This is a genomic window from Metaplanococcus flavidus (assembly GCF_042675885.1).
GTDB classification, from domain to species: domain Bacteria; phylum Bacillota; class Bacilli; order Bacillales_A; family Planococcaceae; genus Planococcus; species Planococcus flavidus.
Genome location: NZ_JBHTKI010000021.1, coordinates 1 through 18,453 on the forward strand (window position 1 = coordinate 1; position 18,453 = coordinate 18,453).

Consider the following 18,453-nt stretch of genomic DNA (forward strand, 5'->3'; position numbering starts at 1 on the left):
AAGGCATAAAACGGATCAGCAGAGTGGCGTCTTTTGCCACGGCAGCTGAGCTGGTTTATGACCCGAAGAGCTGGGCCGCTGGAGTCTGGACAACAAAGAAAAGCGCCCATTGCTGAGCGCCTTTTGTTTAAATCTATTATCCATTATGCCATTTGTACATCCATAAAACGCCGGATTTCATAAGACGCGCGATGCGCCCTGTTACTGTTCTGTCTGCCAGATATGCAAAGCCCTGTTTTTTGCCCAGCGAGCCGAGGAAGCCTTTAAGCTTGATCTCCGGCATGGTTTCAGGAAGCTCTTCGCCTTTCCAGCGCATTTTAAGCACTTTGACAATCTGTTCCGCCTGCTCTTCAGCAAGCTGCGCAGAAGGAGCCATCGGCAATGCTGCACAATCTCCGACGACATAAACGTTCTCATAGGAAGGCAACTGATGGTATTGGTTGATGACGACCCGTCCTATTGAATCGCTTTCGAGACCGAGGTCCCTTACTGGTTTGACCGGCTGAATACCGGCAGTCCAAACCACTGCGTCCACCGGAATCGTGTCTTCGTGATTATAAAGAAGTTTCGGTTCCACTTTCGTAATGTTTGAATTGGAAACCACATCAACATTGTGGTTATCAAACCATTTTTTGACGAAGTTACTCAGGCGTTCCGGGAAATCACGTAAAATCCGCGGACTGCGGTCGAATAATTTTATCTGCAGGTCTTCACGGCTTTCACGGAGCTCACTTGCCAGCTCAATTCCGCTGAGGCCAGCGCCTACAATACCAACCACGGCATTTGCCGGCAGTCCAAGCAATGCCTGATAGGTCTGGCGTGATTTGCCGATTGTCTGGATGCTGAATGTGTATTGATCCGCACCGGGTACGCTATGGTATTTGTCTTCGCAGCCAAGGCCTATGACCAGATCATCATATTCGATTCGCTGGCCGTTCTCCATGAAAACGCACTGTTCTTCAAGGCCAATTTCAAGAATTTCACCGTTGACGATTTTCAGGCGCTCATGCTCCGGAAAGTCGACCCTGACATCCTGGTCCGATTCCGTTCCGGCAGCGAGCGCATAAAATTCCGTTTTCATGCTGTGAAAAGGCGTACGGTCGATTAATGTAATTTCGACGTCCTGTGGTAAACTGCTGGGCAATAAACGAAGCAATACTCTCATATTGCCGTAACCGCCGCCCAATAAGACTAGTTTTCGCATAAAAATCTCCTTTAACTTTCATCAGTCTGCTTCTATCTCATGTAAAAGTATATCCGATTGTGATAACTTTCACAATATATTTCCAAGAAAAGCGATGGCGCCCGTTAAGCTCTGAAGGGCATAAGACGATCTGGCGAAGTGGCGTGTTTTCAGCCGCACAGCCAGAGTGGCTTATGACCCGAAGAGCTGGGCCGCCGGAGTCTGGACAGTAGAAAAGCGATGGCGCCCGTTAAGCTCTGAAGGGCATAAGACGATCTGGCGAAGTGGCGTGTTCAAGCCGCGCAGCCAGAGTGGCTTATGACCCGAAGAGCTGGGCCGCCGGAGTCTGGACACCAAAGAAATGGAATCAATTAATTGACTTTCCCCCTGAATAACGGTAGGATTTCCAATGTAGTGAGGTGACCTGAATGAATCCGATTGTTGAATTTTGCGTAAGCAATATCGTCAATGGGGCCCAAGAAGCCTTTGAGAAACTGGATCGGGATCCGAATCTCGATGTACTGGAATATGGCTGCTTGAGTTATTGCACAAAATGCTCTGAAACACTTTACGCGCTAGTTAACGGCGAAATTGTCGAAGCTGATACCCCTGAAGAACTGACACGTAAAGTGTATGAGTTTATAGAAGAAAATCCTTTATTTTAAGCCATCGACTCGATGGCTTTTTTATATTTCCCAAAAACTGAGGTTTTCAATTGCATAGCTTGGCGCCACATCTTTTTTCATCGCTTCCGCCATTGGCGTTACACCTGTATTGACATGAACAGTATCGATGCCGAAACGGATGCCGGCCTGAATATCAGTATCGTAATTATCCCCGATCATGACCATCTCTTCCGGTTTGAAATCATGGGTGTATTGAATCGCTTCCAGCATATGCTTTTCAGGTTTGCCGATGAATATCGGTTCAATACCTGTCGAAGAAGAAACCACTTTTGTAAAAGCTCCGTTGCCAGGCATGAACCCTCTTTCAGAAGGAAACGCCAAATCACGGTTTGTGGACAGGAATACCGCTCCCTTTCGTACTTCCAAACAAGCAGTTGCCAATTTTTGAAAATTGATATTGCGGTCAATCCCCATCAGCACTATATCTGCGTTCTCGTAAACTCTCTCTATTCTTTCGCTTCTAAGCGCCTGCTCCACTCCGTCGGTGCCAATCATGAATACAGTCCTGTCCGGATACCACCTCTTGATGTATTTTGAAGCTGCAATGGATGAGGTCATGATCTGTTCGGGAGGAGCCATGATGCCGAAAGACTTCATTTTATCGGAAAATTGCTGTTGGGTCATGGAGGCATTATTGGTTATATAAAAAGGTTCAATGCCCCTTTTTTGCAAACGTTCGATAAAATCGGCGGCTTCCGGAATCACTGCAGTTCCCCGGAACACCGTGCCATCCAGATCCAGGCAATAAGCTTTGTAATCCTTCATCATTATTTCTTCTCCGGTATAAATGCCGACACCGGTCCGAGTTCATGAATCAGATAATGCTCCACTTTCGGTCCGAACGATTTGAGCTCATCGATTGTGCTGTCCATAACGCTGACTATATTTTTATGATCCATTCGCATGAAATCGCGCACCAGAGGTTTTCTGAGTCCGATAACCTGTTTCAATGGGGCATCCATTTCCGGCGAGATCACTTTTTCATCCGTCAATATATCAATGATGTCATCATAACTGCCGGGATCCCTCATGATGAAACCGTCGATCATGCTGTTGCCGACGTCTATGATCGATTCGATTATGTTGTGGGCAAGACGCTCCAGAGCCAATTGATCTTCCAGGCTATTCCAGCCCTCTTTTGTTTCATAAAGTTCCACTAAGGAATTCATATAATTGACAGTTTCAGTTATTTTGCTTCGGTCAATAAAATACATGTAAAACCCTCCACCAAGTATAATTTCTTTGCACTTTATCTCATTTCTTATAATAGCATAATGGCACGAAAAAACCCCGCTGCATCATGCTTCTGCTACGGGGTTTTCATCTGTCTGAACTGTTGGCTGCTCTTTTGTTTCCTCTGCCACTTCTTTTTCGGGTTCTGGCGCTTTGCCAACTTTCTTGATGACGAAATACGCACAGCCGAAATTGCAGTATTCGTAAAGATAATCCTGTAAGGTACTGATTTTCGTGTCATAGCTGGCCTTGTGATTCGTATCTTCAAAAAAACCCTTTAACCGCAGCTGGCCATAGCCCCAGTCTCCAAGAATATAATCATACTTGCCCAGAATTTCACTATAACGATTCGTTATTGCTTCTTCCTGAAAACCTTCACGATAATCGATGACAATTTCATAATTCCACTGATCAATAGTAATCAAATTTTTCACCATCCATTTAATTAAGCCTCCACGATAAGGCTGCTGATTCCTCGTTGGAATGCCGGGCACGTTTACCATCTGCAGCATGTCTGCCAATCTCTTTTCCAAATGTACCATAAAGCAGCAAGCCTCACAAGGAACAGTCCTACAAAAAGAACCCCCTGGAAACGAATAGTTTCCGGAGGGTTCTCTTTACAGATTATGCTGCATTATTTTCCTTATTTTTTTTGCCGCTTCTTACTGCATGGAATATACTGGCCGCTAAGCCGCCCCAAAGGAGTACCATACCAATAATCATGACTACGATTGCGCTTGGTTCCATAACGTTAACCCCCTTATTTATGTTCGTCGAATTCTGCCTGGCTCTTATGCCATTTGCCGAGTGAGAACAAAATTCCTAAGATCAAAGCAAGAGCTGCTACAGCGACCCCTCCGAATAGTGTGAACATATCGGAATAGCCTTCGTAGTTTCCAATGACGTTACCCTCACCATCTGTATGCTGTTGAAGAATATTCAGTCTCAGCAATCCGAACATCATATACCCCAAGACGATCGGTGTAATGACGCCGAGTGAGAATTTCCACCAGCCGGCAAGCGGAATATCGGAAATTGCGTTGGCATGATCTTTCAGGTAATCTGCTTTGCGCAGGACCCATACGACCATGACCACTTCCACAAGACCGACTGCTGCAACACCAAACTGGTTGATGTAATAATCTGCAAGGTCGAGGAAGTAAAGTCCGCCTTGAGTAGCAAACAGAATTGAAATTACAGCTGCCAAACCGCCACCGAAAGCAACAGCTTTGCGGCGTGTTGTGCCAAATTTCTCTGCAATTGCCGCCACATAAGTTTCAGTGATGGACATGAGAGAGGTTAAACCTGCCAGAGTCAATGACAGGAAGAACAGGACGCCGAAGAGTCCGTTAAAGCCCGGGAATTCATTGATGATCTGCGGGAATACCACGAACGCCAATCCGACGCCGGCAGTTGCCACCTGAGAAACTTCCTGGCCGGATTGAACCGCCATGAATCCGAGGACAGCGAATACCCCGATCCCTGCAAGCAACTCGAAACTTGAGTTGGCAAAGCCGGTGATGAAAGCATTATTGGTAATATCCGATTTTTTTGGAAGATAACTGGAATACGTTATCATGATGGCGAATGCTACGGATAAACTGAAGAAGATGTGTCCGTATGCAGCAACCCAAACCGACGGATCCATAATGGCATCAAAATTCGGTTCGAAGAATGCGTTCAAGCCTGTCATTGCCCCGTCCAAAGTGACAGCGCGGATAACAATGATAAGGAAGATTACCACCAAAGTTGGAATGAAAATGCGGTTGGCCGCTTCAATCCCTTTCTTGACTCCAGCCAAAAGAATGCCCAGAGTGATGATCCATACCAGCGCTAACGGGATAAAGATCCCCCAAACGATATCGCCGGTTTGACCGGGAACATCTCCCAGTTGGAGAAAATCTCCGAACAGGAATGCTTGCGTGTCTTCGCCCCATGCCTGATTGAATGCGAAAATTGTATATCGCATAGCCCATGCGATGATAACTGCATAATAGACCGATATGACAAATGAAACAAGTACTGCCCACCAGCCAAGCCATTCAGCTTTCTTGCCGCTCATGCGGAAGAATGATAATGGTGCTGATCCACGGTATTTGTGCCCGATGGTGAATTCGAGGATAAGAATCGGTATCCCTGCTGTTAGCAGAGCGAATAAGTACGGTATAAAGAATGCTCCTCCACCATTTTCATAGGCAACGTACGGAAAACGCCAAATGTTTCCCAAACCGATTGCCGAGCCGACTGCCGCCATGATAAAACCGGCGCGTGTACCCCATTGCGAACGTTCCATAATTTCTCCCCCTCTTTAGGAACTTCCAATTTTCTAACAGAAAAATTAGAAGTTTGTATATTTTCAGATTATTAACTAATCTAAAAATAGTATACCGACCAGCAAGAATAAAGTAAAGACAGTTTCTGAGATTTTTTTGAAAAACTATTTTGGCAATAATAAAAAAGCGGAGAGAAATTCTCTCCGCTTTTGATTTAAAGCGCTTTTTCCTTCTTTTCAAGTATGGTTGTCCGTTGTGACCAAGCGATAAACAATATTGCCAGGATAACAATTACCGCAATTAATGACCACAATAGCGAGCCTGTAAATCCTATGACCAAATACCCAACTGACGCAATTGCCGCTGCTGTAAGAGCATATGGAAGCTGAGTGGCTACGTGATCCATATGATTGCTTCCCGCTCCGGTTGAAGACAGGATGGTCGTGTCTGAAATCGGTGAACAGTGATCCCCGAAAACAGCTCCTGCAAGAACAGCCGACAGCGATGCCAATAATAATTCCGGAGCAGCTTCGATCATGATGGTTCCGGCGATTGGCAACAGAATACCGAAAGATCCCCAGGACGTTCCGGTCGAGAATGCCATCACTCCCGCAAGAACGAATAATAATACCGGAAGAACTGAAACGGGAATATTTCCTTCGCTCACCAGTCCTGCAAGATAAGTGCCAGTTTCCAATGCACCGATAAGGTAAGTCAATGACCAGGCGAAAATCAGAATCAGCACAGCGCCAATCATCGATTTGATACCTGCCCAGATTCCTTTGCCGATCCAACCGGCATTGGCCGTTTCATTCTTCTTCATTTGAAGCAGATACAATACGATGGATGTAATTGTTCCAAGAAGTCCCCCGATCAATAATGATAACGGTACATCGGTATTTTCAAAAATCAGCCATACGTCAAATTGCTGACCAGCATTCTGGTAGCCGGTCCACAACATGGCGGCTACAGTACCTGCGACCAATACAAGGATTGGCAGCAACAGATCCAGCACGCGGCCATGGGAATGAGAAGGAAATTCTTCTTTCATTTCACCTGGAATCGATTTCTCCGGATCATAAAGCTCTCCGTTCTCAATTGCTTTGATTTCATGCTTTTTCATTTCACCGAAATCCACATCACGGTAGGCAACGAAAAATACGATGGCAAGTGCAGCTATTACATAGAAGTTCATCGGAGCCATCCATAGGAATGCTTCCAAAGCGGAATACTCCACAAAAGTCTGGCCTGCGAGAATTGTAGCGATGATTCCGATGATGGCTGCTCCCCAGCTCGAAACCGGTGAAACAACACATACTGGCGCAGCAGTGGAATCGATAAAATAAGCAAGTTTCGCACGTGATACTTTATAACGGTCAGTTATCGGACGTGCGACTTGACCAACTGTCAGTGCATTGAAATAGTCGTCGATGAAAATCACGATACCAAGGGCTACTGTCAGAACTTTTGCGCCACGGCGTGATTTGACGCGCTGAGAAGCCCATTCAGCAAAGGCATGGCTCCCTCCGGATAAACTGACGAATGCAGTAATGATTCCGAGTAATAATAAGAATAGAAGAATAAATACATTATAAGCGTTGAAACCTTCGTCCCAGAAAATCACCTGGAATGATGTGAATAATTCCTGCAAAGTGCCAACTGGCGCGAATGAAGTCAGGATCAACGCGGCAGCGATGATACCTACTCCCAGGGACAGCAATACGCGTCGGGTCAATAAGACCATCACGATTGCTATAATCGGGGGCAGGATTGAAAAAATTGTGTTTTCCATGAATGGTTTCCTCCTATATTTTTGATGGAATAGAATGGAGAAAAAAAGCCGGCTCAATCCAAAGGGACAAGCCGGCTTTCTACAATTCGTCTGTGCGGTAAAACATCAAACAACCCTGTAGCTCTCCATTTATGCAAGCATAAATGACAGTGACATCCTTATTAAGAATGTCCCCAGCCCCATTTTCCGGTGACAACAGAAAATGGACTTCGGCAAAACCACCTTTCAAATATGCTCATCGCTGTCACGCTCACATATTCTACTCATCGGTTTTGCAGCCTCTACCCATCGATATACAATTCTTTGTTAGCATATCCTAAAATTGTGGTGAAATCAAGGTCAATTCACAACTGAAAATTCCGTTCATTTCACCATGTTGCTTGAAAAATAGCCGCTGAATACATCCCGAATGAATTCAGGCATAAAATAGGTTTTGGGTGAACGTTTAAATTCCGGGAAAAAATAACCGAACGTAAACATATCCAGTGTAATCAGTTTATAAACTTCGTCACTGTCAGCCCGCTTCCCATTGATGAATAATTGGTGATTCTCCAAGTCCATACCGGTGCGGATCATTTTTCCAAACACCGCACCGCGAAAGCCAAGACCTTTCAGCTCCAGTTGCGGCCACTCTGAATTCATCGACTGCAGATAAATTTCTTTCAATTCCGCACCAGTCAACTCGATCATACAGGGATTGATGGGATGTGGCAGCATCCGGTGAAAATCGTAGCGCGTAACTTCCCCAGAAGGCATATCTTCCATAAACAGCCCTGCGTTGAATAACGCACAATCCGCCCTTGAAAATTCAATCATCGCTTTTCCGAATAATTGAGCCATTTCCGATTCCTTGAACCATTCCGCTTTTAAAGCTACCTCATTATGGAATACTGTGTCCTTCAACAATGCTCTGCCTTCTGTTCTCCGGTCCCGGTCATAATACTCGTCCGGATTATCAAGTTTTTCGGTTTCAATCAAATAGGCTTTTTTCTTCTTCAGGTCTTCGTCAATGATGACGTGGCCGATATAGGCGCCAAATTTACCGGCTGCACCCAGCAGCACATCACCAATCTGCTTCCCGTCATGAAAAATATGGTGAGTGTGCGCACCAAGTATAAGGTCGATATCCTGACAGGATTCCGCCAGTATTTCATCTTCCCTTACCCCAAGGTGCGATAAGCAGACGATGAAGTCCGTGTGAGCTTTAATCTCTTCGACCGACTGAACAATGGATTCCCTCGCTGCCGTCAATTGCCACCCCAATCTTTCATAAAAAGGAGTAAATTCAGCAGTGGCACCAACCAGGCCGATGCGTTGCCCTTCCGGTGTCACCCGTATCTTATAAGGTTTCGCCCAGTTCGGACGTTCTCCATTTCCCCCAAAGAGATTAGAGAGAATCACATCAAAATCAGCCTCTGCATATAACGTATCCAGCTCTTCTTTCGATAATGTTATTCCTTCATTATTGCCAATCGTCACTGCATCATAGGACGCACCGTTCAGCATCTGCACATTGCCTTTGCCTGCCGTGCCTTCAGTGAAAGGATGCGAACGGTCCACATGATCGCCGATGTCAAGAATGAGACAGAAATCGCCCATTTCTTCATGCCAGCGTTTCCTTCCAACTAAAAAGGCATGGATACTCGGCCAATTGTCAAAATGGCTGTGCAGATCATTTGTATGATAAATATGAATGGTTTCAGCCATTTACAACACCTCTTTACGGCCTTTCGTCAAAATTCCTCTTCAAACAGATCAAGCTGTTTTGGGGCAAGGTCTTCAAACACCAGCCTGTTCATCTGCTGGAATTGTTTTGCGTCACCGGCAGCGTGTCCGCCGGAATTATTATTAAAAATGATATAAACTTGATCCGTGGTTCTTTCCAGTACCTTTGCAGCTTCGCTTATTTCTTTCAATTCATCTTCGTTATAATCATATAAATAACGGACTTCCCGCCAATTTTTCGCATTTCCGACATTGATCCAGCCGTGGACATTACGGCCATGCAGCCGGAATAAAACTTTGTCTTTCCTTGTCGAAACAGGAACAAGAGGAATTGAACCATCCCCTGCCTGCGGTTCATCACAGACAGAATGGATCAAATTATGTTCCCTCAGGAATTCAAAGGTTTTTTCACGGAATCCATCGGCATACCATGATTGATGGCGAAACTCGATTGCCAGATCAAATTCACTTAATTTATTGGTCATCCTTCTTATTTCATCCACATTTTCTTTAATACAATCAAACCAGGGGGGAAATTGCAACAGGACCATCGCCAGTTTGCCTGCTTCTTTGAGCGGACGGATGGATTTGATATACGCTTCATACATTTCCTCTTCCGTATCAAAAGGATTTTCTCCGCGCAGATGGCCTGTCATTCCCTGATAGGCTTTTACGATAAATTGAAAAGAGTCAGGTGTTTCGTCAATCCATTTCCGGATATTTCTCTCAGGTTGAACTGCATAAAAAGAAGAGTCCAATTCGACAATCGGAAAATGTCCAGCGTAATCGGTCAATTTGTCTTTCTGTTTCGAACCCGGACTGTACACATCCGGATGGTCTCCCCAACCAGTAAGTCCCGCATAAATCATTAGGCCACCTCCGAAATGCTTGCTGCTTCAATGATAGCACAGAAAATATGGAACGTCTTATTCTGGAAATTGATGTAACGCAAAAAAAGTCTCCGCTGCTTTTCAGCAGCGGAGACTTTCAGGGAATCCAATCGATTAGCCGATTGAACCTTCCATTTCGAATTTGATCAAACGGTTCATTTCAACCGCATATTCCATAGGAAGTTCTTTTGTAAATGGTTCGATGAAGCCCATAACGATCATTTCAGTCGCTTCCTGTTCAGAAACGCCTCGGCTCATCAAGTAGAACAATTGCTCTTCAGAAACTTTAGAAACTTTCGCTTCGTGCTCCAAAGATACATTGTCATTCAGGATTTCATTGTATGGGATCGTATCTGACGTGGACTCGTTGTCCATGATCAACGTATCACATTCAATGTTCGAGCGTGCGCCGTCGGCTTTGCGGCCGAAACGGACGATTCCGCGGTACGATACTTTACCGCCTTGTTTCGAAATTGATTTCGAAACGATGGATGATGAAGTATTTGGTGCCATGTGGATCATTTTCGCGCCGGCATCCTGATGCTGGCCTTTGCCTGCGATGGCGATTGACAGGGTCATGCCGCGTGCGCCTTCGCCGCGCAGGTATACTGCAGGATATTTCATCGTCAACTTCGATCCGATGTTGCCGTCAATCCATTCCATAGTGCCGTTGGCATCAACGAATGCACGTTTTGTAACGAGGTTGTAAACGTTGTTTGCCCAGTTCTGGATAGTTGTGTAACGGCAATAAGCATCTTTTTTAACGATGATTTCAACTACTGCAGAGTGCAGTGAATTTGTCGTATAAACCGGAGCTGTACAGCCTTCAACATAATGGACACTTGCGCCTTCGTCCACGATGATCATTGTACGTTCAAACTGCCCCATGTTTTCCGAGTTGATACGGAAATATGCTTGCAATGGTGCTTCAACTTTAATATTTGGCGGAACGTAGATAAATGATCCACCTGACCAAACAGCCGTATTCAGTGCAGCAAATTTATTGTCCGCTGCCGGAATTACTGTCTGGAAATATTCACGGAACAGGTCTTCGTTTTCGCGAAGTGCAGCATCCGTGTCTTTAAAGATGATGCCCATGTCTTCCAGTTCCACTTTCATGTTGTGGTAGACCACTTCGGATTCGTATTGTGCGGAAACACCTGCAAGGTATTTTTGTTCCGCTTCAGGGATACCGAGTTTATCAAACGTCCGTTTGATTTCTTCCGGCACTTCGTCCCATGAAGTTTGGCTCGCCTCTGAAGGTTTCACGTAATACGTGATTTCATCAAAGTCCAATGGCGCCAAGTCTCCGCCCCATTGTGGCATAGGCATTGAATAGAACATTTTAAGAGCTTTTAAGCGGGAATCAAGCATCCACTCGGGTTCGCTTTTAATTTTTGAAATCTCTCTGACAATGTCTTCCGTCAATCCGCGCTTTGAGCGGAAAATCGAGACGTCCTTGTCATGAAACCCATATTTATAATCATCCATTTCGGGCATTTTTTTCGCCATCATCGTTCCTCCGTTCTTGTGTTACGATTTTTCTTGCTCGTGCACACCTTTTTCCATAGCTTTCCAGGCGAGTGTCGCGCATTTGATTCGTGCCGGGAATTGTGAAACTCCCTGCAGCGCTTCGATATCGCCCAGATCCGTGGAATCGTCATAATCTTTGCCAAGCATCATATCTGAAAAAGTCTTGGAAAGACCAAGAGCTGTTTCCACATCTTTGCCTTTTACTGCCTGGGTCATCATTGAAGCGGAAGCCATCGAGATTGAACAACCTTCCCCATCAAACTTCGCATCTTTCACGATTCCGTCTTCGACCTGCAAGGTCAAAAGGATACGGTCTCCGCATGTCGGGTTGTTCATTTCGATATTGATGCTGTCCTTTTCAATGGTGCCTTTATTTCTTGGCGTTTTATAATGGTCCATAATTACGGACCGATACAATTGGTCTAAGTTTTTAAAAGACATCGTTGAAATACTCCTTTGCAGAGCGTAATCCTTCTACTAAACGATCGACATCCGATTCGCCATTATAGAGATAAAAACTGGCACGGGCGGTAGCTGATACTTCCAGCCATTTCATCAATGGCTGTGCGCAATGATGTCCTGCGCGAACAGCGATGCCGCTCATATCAAGAACTGTTGCCACATCATGCGGATGGACATCGTTTAGATTGAACGTCACAATACCTGCCCGTTGTGCCGGATCTTTCGGACCGTATATTTCAAGACCGTCAATTCCGCTCATTTTTTCCATGGCGTATGCCGCCATTTCATGTTCATGCTTTTCGATTTCGTCCAAACCGATTTCGTTCAGAAAATCGATGGCAGCGCCCAAGCCGACAGCTCCGGCTATAATCGGTGTGCCCCCTTCGAATTTCCATGGCAGCTCTTTCCATGTCGAATCGTATAGGCCGACGAAATCAATCATTTCACCGCCGAATTCGACCGGTTCCATGTCATTCAATAAAGCTTTCTTTCCATATAATACACCAATTCCGGTCGGCCCGACCATTTTATGGCCTGAGAAGGCGAAGAAATCACAGTCCAATTGCTGGACATCGATTTTCAGATGAGGAGCAGCCTGTGCTCCGTCAACTACCATCACCGCCCCATGTTCATGGGCGACACGTGCAACTTCCTTTACAGGGTTCATCGTTCCGAGCACATTTGAAACATATACCATCGAAACGATTTTAGTCCGTTCAGTAATTGTTGATTCGACCTGCTCCATTGAAATGGTGCCGTCTTCTTCAAGTTCGATATATTTCAGGATCGCTCCGCGCTCTTTCGCCAATTGCTGCCACGGAATAATATTTGAATGGTGTTCCATGTAAGTGATGACAATTTCATCGCCTTCATCCACATTAGCCCGTCCGTAGCTTTGCGCTACCAGATTGATGGCTGTAGTTGTACCACGAAGGAATACAATTTCTTCGGTAGAATCGGCATTGATGAATTTCTGCACTTTTTCACGGGCGCCTTCATATTTTTCTGTAGCGCGGTTGCCAAGCGTGTGTACACCGCGATGCACATTGGAATTATCAAATTTATAATAATTCTCCAATGCTTCAATCACTTGTACCGGCTTTTGGGATGTTGCTGCGCTGTCCAGATAAATCAATGGGTTGTCATTGATTTCTTGATTCAGTATAGGAAAATAGCTTTTTATCTCTTGGTTGATCATTAGCGGACTTTCCTTTCGATAACCTCCGTCAATTGCTTTTTAACGCCTTCAATTGGCAACACGTTAACTACCGGTGCCAGGAAACCGTGAATAACAAGACGTTCAGCTTCTTGTTTCGTAATTCCTCGGCTCATCAGATAATACAATTGCAGTGGATCTACCCGGCCGACCGACGCTGCGTGGCCTGCTGTAACGTCATCTTCATCGATCAACAGGATTGGGTTGGCGTCGCCGCGAGCATTCGGGCTAAGCATCAACACACGTGATTCCTGTTCCGCATTCGATCTGACTGCACCATGTTCGATCTTGCCGATGCCGTTGAAAATAGAAGAAGCGGAATCTTTCATAACGCCGTGCTTTAAAATCTGTCCATCCGAATCTTTGCCCCAGTGTACTACCTTTGTTGTAAAGTTCTGTTTTTGGCTGCCTCGTCCGACTACGACAGTTTTCGTATCGCCGATTGAGTTATCGCCTACAAGATGCGTAACATTTTCAGAGATCGTATCGCTGTCGTTCATCATGCCGAGTGCCCATTCGATTTTCGCGTCTCTTGCAGCAACACCGCGGCGGTTGACGTAAGTTGTGAAACCTTCAGCCAGAACATCAACGGCACCGTAAGTGATCTGTGCGTTATCTTCTGCGAATACTTCAGAAACGATATTCGCCAAACCATTCGATTTTGGAACAGTTGAGAAATAGTTCTCCACATAAGTGACTTTACTGCTGGTATCCGCTACAACAATCACATGGTTGAAGAGGGATGCATCCGCGTCGTCATGATAGAAGACGACTTGTACCGGCTCTTCTATCTCCACATTTTTCGGAACATAAAGGAAAGCTCCTCCGTTCATCAATGCAGCATTCAAAGCAGTCAATTTGTGCTCATCTGTTTTGACACCTTTTGTCATGAAATATTTTTTCACCAGATCACCGTGTTCACGAAGCGCTGTGAAAATGTCAGTCAAGATGACACCTTTTGCAGCCAGTTCTTCTGAAATACGAGAAAATGCCGGTGTATTATTATGCTGGATATAAAGATTCTTTTGATCGAGGTCGACAATCGTTTTGATGTCTTCTGTAAGATCCCCGATTGAATTGAATGCAACGTTTTTTACTGTGTGCACCGGATAATCAGTAAAATTCCAGTTCAAAATTTTCGTTTTGTCAGGTTTTGGTAGCGGTAATGTTTCCGCTTCTGAAAACGAGCGAAGACGCAGCTCAGTAAACCAAGATGGTTCACCATTCATTTCTGAAAAGGAGCGCAGCTCTTGCTCGGTCATTTTTAAATTTGTTTCAACCGTCATGCCAGTCTCTCCCTTCAATTATGCTTGTCCTACAGTCTCGTCTTCAATGCCAAGCTCCTGCTTGATCCAGTCATAGCCTTCTGATTCTAGTTTATGCGCCAGTTCTGCTCCACCGGATTTAACAACACGGCCTTGCATCATCACATGGACGTGGTCCGGAGTGATGTAATTCAACAGACGCTGATAATGCGTGATGATCAGGCAGCCGAAACCTTCGCCTTTCATTTGGTTGATCCCGTCAGAAACGACTTTCAACGCGTCGATATCCAAACCGGAGTCAATTTCATCCAACACGGCGATAGTCGGTTTGATCATCATCATCTGAAGAATTTCATTGCGTTTCTTTTCCCCGCCTGAGAAACCTTCGTTCAGATAGCGTTGTGCCATATCCTGGTCCATATCAAGCGTGTCCATTTTGCTGTCAAGCTCACGGATGAATTTCATCAAGGAGATTTCGTCTCCTTCTTCGCGGCGAGCGTTCATTGCAGAACGCATAAAGTCAGCATTCGTAACTCCTGAAATTTCACTTGGGTATTGCATTGCAAGGAAAAGACCTGCACGTGCGCGTTCGTCGACTTCCATATCTAAGACGTCTTCTCCGTCCAACGTGATTGATCCTGAAGTTACTTCGTATTTAGGGTGGCCCATGATGGCAGAAGCCAAAGTGGATTTACCCGTTCCGTTCGGACCCATTATTGCATGGATCTCGCTTGTATTAATAGTTAAGTTTACACCTTTTAAAATCTCTTTACCTTCGATTTCAACGTGTAAATCCTGGATGACCAAAGTTGACATGTAAATACCTCCATATAGTTGATGTTGAATGGATAACCATTCTAAATTAGTATCATTCTAATCTTAACCGATATGGACTGCGCTTGCAAATCATTAAATCGCTTCAAGAATATGCTCCAAATCAATTTAAAACTCAGCATTCCTTGCTGTAAACCCTCTATATCAAACAATAAAAACCAAATCATCCATTTTCAATAAATGACATTTAATTGAGAATGGATTTCACTAGTTATAGTAACAGCCGGCGTCAGCTGCGCCCGGCGATGGAGCTGGGCTTCATTCTATTTTAAGCATGAAAAAACCGGCGCAAGGTTTGCGCCGGTTTCATGTCTGCTGTTATCAATGTGTCATTTTATATATCACGGTGTACTTGTCGCTCTAACTGAGACACGATCTTTTGGCTATCGCTGTAATCCTGTTCTCTTCGCTGTTCCACTTCAATAATCTTACCGGGGTCATTCTGGTATTCGTTTATCCCGTAGCCATGGGCATTCCTAAATGCTTGTTCCATTTTCTCAGTATGCTCGATACCGTGTGAATCGATAATAAATCATTCCTTTCAATTTTTCTTACATTTCCCATTATACCCCCTTTTATTAATTCAAAACTTCTTTTTTTACCAATTTGTCTGAAAATGGACCTATCGTCATAGTTATTGGTAAATATAAGAAAAAGCCCGACAATAAGCTGTCGGGCTTTCCTGCTCCACCATTCGCTACCATTTTATATGAGAATGGCTGTCTTTAAAATATATTGCCATAGTAATAAACTTCAAATGACTTTAAACTTTTCGACCGTTTGTAAACCTGTCCACGATGTTGGTCAAAGCACCGTCACCCGTGACGTTTGCAGCGGTTCCGAAACTATCTTGCGCCATATACAGCGCGATCATCAGCGCCACCATCGTTTCATCGAACCCAAGCATCGTCTGCAACAAGCCTATTGCAGCCATTACTGCGCCACCCGGAACTCCCGGTGCAGCAATCATTGTGACACCCAGCATAAGGATGAATGGCAAAAATGAACTGAATTCAGGAGTCTGCCCTGTCAGGAATAACACTCCGATAGCACAGGATACAAGTGTGATCGTGCTTCCTGACAGATGGATTGTCGCAAACAGAGGCACCGAGAAGTCCGCGATTCTTTCATCCGCTCCAGTTTTGCGCGCCTGGCGCAATGTAACCGGAATTGTAGCAGCTGACGATTGAGTACCGAGGGCTGTGAAATAAGCCGGCATCATTGTTTTCAGCATGCGAAACGGATTCCGTTTGACGAGAGCGCCAGCTGAACTGTATTGAAGCAATAACATCAGCGCATGCAGAATTATGATCAGCACGAAGACAATGCCGAATAATGAGAGGATTTCCATCACTGCGCCGCCATATGCCATATTGGCGAATATGCCGAAAATATAAAAAGGCAACAGCGGAATGATTACAACAGAAATTGTCTTTTCAATGATGACCTGAAACTCGTCAAAAAAGGAAATCATCGTTTTGCTGCCAGTTGCAGCCATACCGATTCCCAATAAGAAGGCAAGTATCAAAGCAGCCATGACTCCAAACAGCGGCGTCATTTCAAGAGTGATAAACGTTTCTGCCAATGCATTTTCCGGATCGTCAAGACCTGAAATTTCCCGACCTTCCATAAAGCCAGGAAGAACAATCATCGCTGCAACAAATGCAAAAACTCCGGCGACCACGGTAGAGCTGTATGCTACAAGTGTCGAGACCCCCAGAAGCTTTCCGGAACCTTTACCCAGTTTTGCAATTCCTGGAGCAATGAATCCAAGAATGATCAAAGGCACGACAAAGTTCAGGAAATTGCCGAATATCGAAGTAAAAGTAGCAAATACCCTCACCATATTTTCCGGCGCAAACGAACCGATTAAAACTCCCAACACAATTGCCAGCACTATCCTTGGCAATAAACCGAATTTAAATTTCATCCCATGTCCTCCCTGTGTGTACATTTGTTTTCCTAATAGCTATTAAGCTACCATATAATAAGAAATTAGATAAGCTTATTTAAAATACACGGAATATTGAATTTTATCATTATTTCAAGATAATCTTTAATTTTGAAATATATAGCAATTAACCGGTCAATTTTAGATGCCAACTTTAACTGGAGAATAAAAAAAGAAAGCACCCCGAAGGATGCTTCGCTTTTCTTTGTCCAGACTCCGGCGACCCAGCTCTTCGGGTCATAAGTCAGCCCAGCTGCGTGGCAAAGAATGCCACTTCGCTGGTCCGACAATAACCTTATTGCTCCTGCATCGCTTCGCTGCTTCGTCGCAAAGAGATGTCCCAAATTACATTTGGTTCATCTCTTGCCTTACAGAGCTTAACGGGTGCCGTCGCTTTTCTCTGTCCAGACTCCGGCGACCCAGCTCTTCGGGTCATAAGTCACTTTGGCTGTGCGGCTGAAAAAACGCCGCTTCGCCAAATCGCCTTATGCCTTTCAGAGCTTAACGGGTGCCGTTGCTTTTCTACTCTACAGGTACGACTGAGCCGCCCCATTCTTCCAGGATNACTCTACAGGTACGACTGAGCCGCCCCATTCTTCCAGGATGAAATCCTGAATCTCTTCTGATGTAAGAGCTTCAACCAATGCCTGAACTTCTTCACTGTCTTCATCACCTGAACGAACGGCGATAATGTTTACATACGGTGAATCTGATTCTTCAAGGGCAATTGAATCTTCCTGCGGGCTGATGCCTGCATCGATTGCATAGTTGGAGTTGATCAACACCGCATCTCCTTCACCCTGCTCATACATTTGCACCAATAAAGCTGCTTCGAAATCTGTTTCAAATTGCAGATCTTTCGGGTTTTCAGTAATATCACTTACTTCAGCTTTTGTTTTATCGATGTCTTCAGCTAAAGTGATCAATCCCTCCGCTTCCAGCATGGACAAAATACGTCCGTGGTCAGCAACTGAACTGCTCATTAAAATTGTGCCACCTTCCGGAAGCTCCTCTAAAGAGTCGTATTCCTGGGAGTAAACACCGATTGGCTCAATATGGATACCGCCGGCATTTGCAAAGTCATAATCGTTCTCTTCCATTTGTGCTTCGAAATATGGGATATGCTGAAAGTAGTTGGCATCAATTTCGCCCGATTCAAGATGCTGGTTCGGGAAAATATAATCCTGGTAAGTTTCGATTTCCAATTCAATTCCCTGCTCTTCAAGAATCGGCTGGACCTGCTCTAAAATTTCTGCGTGCGGCACGTTAGAGGCACCCACAGTTAATGTACTTGTTTCTCCTTCACCAGATCCGCCATTATTTGAGTCACTGCCGGATTCACTGTTGTCGCTTCCGCATCCTGCTAAAGCTAAAGTTGCCAATAAAGTTCCTGTTAAAAGTTTTTTCATA

Annotated in this window: 17 protein-coding genes and 1 riboswitch; of the genes, 1 reads left to right on the plus strand and 16 read right to left on the minus strand. The window is 44.9% G+C overall.

Going from position 1 to position 18,453, the window contains the following annotated elements:
* Positions 1-136 precede the first annotated feature (136 nt).
* Complete coding sequence (locus ACFQ1X_RS13275; protein WP_144841515.1) at positions 137-1,204, minus strand: NAD(P)/FAD-dependent oxidoreductase; 1,068 nt, start codon at positions 1,202-1,204, stop codon at positions 137-139.
* Positions 1,205-1,611: 407 nt separating this feature from the next.
* Here ACFQ1X_RS13275 and ACFQ1X_RS13280 point away from each other — a divergent pair, with 407 nt between their 5' ends.
* A complete protein-coding gene (locus ACFQ1X_RS13280; RefSeq protein ID WP_117301734.1) occupies positions 1,612-1,848 on the plus strand; it encodes a YuzB family protein in 237 nt (78 codons plus the stop codon).
* Between the two features lie 21 nt (positions 1,849-1,869).
* Here ACFQ1X_RS13280 and ACFQ1X_RS13285 read toward each other — a convergent pair whose 3' ends face one another.
* The 15 genes from ACFQ1X_RS13285 to ACFQ1X_RS13355 all read right to left on the minus strand — a co-directional run bounded on the left by ACFQ1X_RS13285 (position 1,870) and on the right by ACFQ1X_RS13355 (position 18,452).
* On the minus strand, positions 1,870-2,634 hold the full coding sequence (locus ACFQ1X_RS13285) for a TIGR01457 family HAD-type hydrolase (RefSeq protein WP_144841517.1): 765 nt from the start codon (positions 2,632-2,634) through the stop codon (positions 1,870-1,872).
* A gap of 2 nt (positions 2,635-2,636) precedes the next feature.
* A complete protein-coding gene (locus ACFQ1X_RS13290; protein ID WP_144841514.1) occupies positions 2,637-3,083 on the minus strand; it encodes a DUF86 domain-containing protein in 447 nt (148 codons plus the stop codon).
* 84 nt (positions 3,084-3,167) lie between these two features.
* A complete protein-coding gene (locus tag ACFQ1X_RS13295) occupies positions 3,168-3,527 on the minus strand; it encodes a YutD family protein (RefSeq protein ID WP_144841516.1) in 360 nt (119 codons plus the stop codon).
* A gap of 199 nt (positions 3,528-3,726) precedes the next feature.
* The gene (locus ACFQ1X_RS13300) at positions 3,727-3,849 is read right to left on the minus strand and encodes a MetS family NSS transporter small subunit (protein ID WP_144841513.1); all 123 of its coding nucleotides are present in this window, start codon (positions 3,847-3,849) and stop codon (positions 3,727-3,729) included.
* Positions 3,850-3,862: 13 nt separating this feature from the next.
* Positions 3,863-5,395 carry a sodium-dependent transporter gene (locus tag ACFQ1X_RS13305; protein WP_144841512.1) on the minus strand — a complete coding sequence of 511 codons (1,533 nt, stop codon included), beginning with the start codon at positions 5,393-5,395 and terminating at the stop codon, positions 3,863-3,865.
* A 194-nt stretch (positions 5,396-5,589) separates the two neighbouring features.
* Entirely contained in the window at positions 5,590-7,167 is a 1,578-nt protein-coding gene (locus ACFQ1X_RS13310; RefSeq protein ID WP_144841511.1) for a Na+/H+ antiporter NhaC family protein, read from the minus strand.
* Between the two features lie 110 nt (positions 7,168-7,277).
* Positions 7,278-7,459, minus strand: a riboswitch (Lysine riboswitch).
* 71 nt (positions 7,460-7,530) lie between these two features.
* Complete coding sequence (locus ACFQ1X_RS13315) at positions 7,531-8,874, minus strand: bifunctional metallophosphatase/5'-nucleotidase (RefSeq protein WP_144841510.1); 1,344 nt, start codon at positions 8,872-8,874, stop codon at positions 7,531-7,533.
* 26 nt (positions 8,875-8,900) lie between these two features.
* Positions 8,901-9,761, minus strand: a complete 861-nt coding sequence (locus ACFQ1X_RS13320; protein ID WP_144841509.1) for a DUF72 domain-containing protein — start codon at positions 9,759-9,761, stop codon at positions 8,901-8,903.
* Between the two features lie 135 nt (positions 9,762-9,896).
* Positions 9,897-11,294, minus strand: coding sequence for a Fe-S cluster assembly protein SufB (gene sufB / locus ACFQ1X_RS13325; protein WP_144841508.1), 1,398 nt, complete (start codon positions 11,292-11,294; stop codon positions 9,897-9,899).
* Between the two features lie 21 nt (positions 11,295-11,315).
* Positions 11,316-11,756 (minus strand): Fe-S cluster assembly sulfur transfer protein SufU, encoded by a 441-nt coding sequence (sufU, locus tag ACFQ1X_RS13330; RefSeq protein ID WP_144841507.1) that lies wholly within the window; start codon positions 11,754-11,756, stop codon positions 11,316-11,318.
* Positions 11,746-12,975 carry a cysteine desulfurase gene (locus tag ACFQ1X_RS13335; RefSeq protein ID WP_144841506.1) on the minus strand — a complete coding sequence of 410 codons (1,230 nt, stop codon included), beginning with the start codon at positions 12,973-12,975 and terminating at the stop codon, positions 11,746-11,748. The genes sufU and ACFQ1X_RS13335 overlap by 11 nt, the downstream gene beginning before the upstream one ends.
* Positions 12,975-14,279, minus strand: a complete 1,305-nt coding sequence (gene sufD / locus ACFQ1X_RS13340; protein ID WP_144841505.1) for a Fe-S cluster assembly protein SufD — start codon at positions 14,277-14,279, stop codon at positions 12,975-12,977. Before sufD ends, ACFQ1X_RS13335 begins: the two co-directional genes overlap by 1 nt.
* 18 nt (positions 14,280-14,297) lie before the next feature.
* Positions 14,298-15,080, minus strand: coding sequence for a Fe-S cluster assembly ATPase SufC (gene sufC, locus ACFQ1X_RS13345; protein WP_379082950.1), 783 nt, complete (start codon positions 15,078-15,080; stop codon positions 14,298-14,300).
* 775 nt (positions 15,081-15,855) lie between these two features.
* Complete coding sequence (locus ACFQ1X_RS13350) at positions 15,856-17,022, minus strand: dicarboxylate/amino acid:cation symporter (protein ID WP_144841503.1); 1,167 nt, start codon at positions 17,020-17,022, stop codon at positions 15,856-15,858.
* A gap of 548 nt (positions 17,023-17,570) precedes the next feature.
* On the minus strand, positions 17,571-18,452 hold the full coding sequence (locus ACFQ1X_RS13355; protein WP_379082936.1) for a MetQ/NlpA family ABC transporter substrate-binding protein: 882 nt from the start codon (positions 18,450-18,452) through the stop codon (positions 17,571-17,573).
* Between the last annotated feature and the right edge of the window lies 1 nt (position 18,453).

Bases quoted from the DNA above. Each gene is read 5' to 3' on its own strand.
- ACFQ1X_RS13275 (WP_144841515.1), bottom strand. From the start codon at position 1,204: ATGCGAAAACTAGTCTTATTGGGCGGCGGTTACGGCAATATGAGAGTA.
- ACFQ1X_RS13280 (WP_117301734.1), top strand. From the start codon at position 1,612: ATGAATCCGATTGTTGAATTTTGCGTAAGCAATATCGTCAATGGGGCC.
- ACFQ1X_RS13285 (WP_144841517.1), bottom strand. From the start codon at position 2,634: ATGAAGGATTACAAAGCTTATTGCCTGGATCTGGATGGCACGGTGTTC.
- ACFQ1X_RS13290 (WP_144841514.1), bottom strand. From the start codon at position 3,083: ATGTATTTTATTGACCGAAGCAAAATAACTGAAACTGTCAATTATATG.
- ACFQ1X_RS13300 (WP_144841513.1), bottom strand. From the start codon at position 3,849: ATGGAACCAAGCGCAATCGTAGTCATGATTATTGGTATGGTACTCCTT.
- ACFQ1X_RS13305 (WP_144841512.1), bottom strand. From the start codon at position 5,395: ATGGAACGTTCGCAATGGGGTACACGCGCCGGTTTTATCATGGCGGCA.
- ACFQ1X_RS13310 (WP_144841511.1), bottom strand. From the start codon at position 7,167: ATGGAAAACACAATTTTTTCAATCCTGCCCCCGATTATAGCAATCGTG.
- ACFQ1X_RS13315 (WP_144841510.1), bottom strand. From the start codon at position 8,874: ATGGCTGAAACCATTCATATTTATCATACAAATGATCTGCACAGCCAT.
- ACFQ1X_RS13320 (WP_144841509.1), bottom strand. From the start codon at position 9,761: ATGATTTATGCGGGACTTACTGGTTGGGGAGACCATCCGGATGTGTAC.
- sufB (WP_144841508.1), bottom strand. From the start codon at position 11,294: ATGGCGAAAAAAATGCCCGAAATGGATGATTATAAATATGGGTTTCAT.
- sufU (WP_144841507.1), bottom strand. From the start codon at position 11,756: ATGTCTTTTAAAAACTTAGACCAATTGTATCGGTCCGTAATTATGGAC.
- ACFQ1X_RS13335 (WP_144841506.1), bottom strand. From the start codon at position 12,975: ATGATCAACCAAGAGATAAAAAGCTATTTTCCTATACTGAATCAAGAA.
- sufD (WP_144841505.1), bottom strand. From the start codon at position 14,279: ATGACGGTTGAAACAAATTTAAAAATGACCGAGCAAGAGCTGCGCTCC.
- ACFQ1X_RS13350 (WP_144841503.1), bottom strand. From the start codon at position 17,022: ATGAAATTTAAATTCGGTTTATTGCCAAGGATAGTGCTGGCAATTGTG.